Raw genomic sequence first — 1,984 nt, forward strand, 5'->3', positions numbered from 1 at the left:
GCTGCGGCGCGGGCCGGTGTCCTGCGCGCTCACGGGCGGCCCGCCTCGGAGCGTGCCGCGTCACCCGCCGCGGGCGCGCCTCGTCGCACGGTGACGACGGACGGGCTCGCGGGCGTCCTCAGCCGGGTCAGGACGACGGCGATGATGCCGGTGACCAGGAACGCGGTGCAGCCGGCGAGACCCGCGGTGCGATAGCCGTCGTTCGTCGGCAGGGGCGCGCCGGGAGCGGTCGCGGCCTGCAGGATGACCGCGCTCAGGGCGCTGCCGGTCGAGTATCCGATGTACTTCACGACCTGATTGAAACTCATCGCGCTGCCCGTCTCGCTCGCCGGCACCCCGCCGACGATCAGGCCGGGTGTGACGGCGAAGGTGACGCCGACGCCGAGTCCGGCGAGGGCCATCATCGCGCCGATCCCCCACAGGCTGGAACGGGCCAGCAGGAAGCAGACGAGGGACGCGAGCGAGAGCAGGCAGCCGAGCGGCAGCATGCGGGCCGGGGTCGCGGCGCGGCCCAGCATCCGCACCAGCCGGCCGGTGAGCAGACTGGCCGCGGAGAACGGCACGAGCAGCAGCCCGGTGACGACGATGGAGGAGCCGAAGCCGTACCCGGCGGACGTCGGGGTCTGGACGTACCGGGTCACCAGGGAGATCAGCAGGTACGTGCCGACGCCGCCGACCATCGTGGTCAGGTTGGCGACGAGCACGCCCCGGTCCTTGACCAGCCGGATCCGCACCAGCGGGTGCGTGGAGTGCAGCGAGTGCACGACCCAGCCGGCGAGCAGGACGACGGCCGCGGCGGCGAGCGCGAGCAGCGGCACGGAGCCCCACCCCCACCGCTCCCCTTCGGCGAGCGTCACCAGCAGCGCGGCCATGCCGCCCGCGAGGAGCAGTCCGCCGGAGTAGTCCATGGGGAGCGAGGGCCGGTGCGGCGGCTTGGGCACGACGAACACGGTGGCGAGGAACGCGGCGGCGGCCGTGGCGACGGCGAACCAGAACCCGGCGTACATCCCGAGGTACTCGGCGAACATGCCGGTGATCGGGTAGCCGAGGCCGATGCCCGCGGCCGTGGTCAGGGAGAGCGTCGCCACCGCCGAACGCGCCCGCTCGGGCGGCAGCGCATCGCGCGCGGTGGCGATGGCGAGCGGTACGAGGCCCATGCCCACGCCCTGCAGCGCCCGCCCCGCGAGGAGGCAGGCGAAGCCCAGGGGCAGTGCCGCGAGGAAGCTGCCCACCAGGACGGAGGCGAGGCCGGTGAGGATGACGTTCTTGCGGTACGGGCCGTCGCCGAGTCGCCCCATGACGGGTGTGGCGACGGCGCCGACCAGCATCGTCACCGTCAGCGCCCATTGGGCGGTGGAGACCGAGACGTGGTCCTCGGCGGCGATGGTCGGGATGAGGGGGGCGCCGAGGCTGCTGACGACGGCGACGAGCATGCCGAGCGAGACGAGCACGGGTACGAGGGCCCGCGGGTGGCGGGGCGTGAACGCCGATGCGGTGGCAGGGGGCACGGGCGCCGGTATGGAGGGGTGCAAGGGTTTCCCGATCGAGTCATCCAGGTCATCAAGCGATGTCATTGAATGATGACATGTGATTCCGTGCACCGGTGGCCGGCCGCCTGTGACGTCCGTCAGCCGGGCGGGCTGTCCGGGCGGCGCAGGAGACGGAGTTGGAGCATGAGGGCGAAGCGGGCGTCGGGGTCGGACAGGTCGGTCTCGGCGACCTCGGTGACGCGGCGCAGCCGGTAACGGAAGGTGTTCTGGTGGACGTACATCGCCTCGGCCGCGGCGGGGACGTCGCCGAAGGCGTTGAGCCAGGCGCGCAACGTGGCGACCAGGTGCGCGTCGTGCCGTCGGTCGTAGGCGAGGAGCCGGGCCAGCGGGCCGGTCGGCGGGTGGCCGCGCTCGGCGGAGAGGTCGGCGAGTTCGAGCAGGAGCGCCTCGGTGTGGACGTCGGCCATGCGGGCCAGGCGCCGGGGGCCGCCGTT

General features: G+C 73.4%; 2 protein-coding genes. Both read right to left on the bottom strand.

What is annotated here, in order from left to right:
- Positions 1 to 29: 29 nt before the first annotated feature.
- Complete coding sequence (locus G3I40_RS07255) at positions 30 to 1,508, bottom strand: MFS transporter (protein WP_343244847.1); 1,479 nt, start codon at positions 1,506 to 1,508, stop codon at positions 30 to 32.
- Between the two features lie 119 nt (positions 1,509 to 1,627).
- On the bottom strand, positions 1,628 to 1,984 hold a 357-nt coding region (locus G3I40_RS07260), incomplete at its 5' end, for a helix-turn-helix domain-containing protein (protein ID WP_203643583.1).

The sequence above is a fragment of the Streptomyces sp. SID14478 genome (assembly GCF_010548525.1).
Taxonomy (GTDB): domain Bacteria; phylum Actinomycetota; class Actinomycetes; order Streptomycetales; family Streptomycetaceae; genus Streptomyces.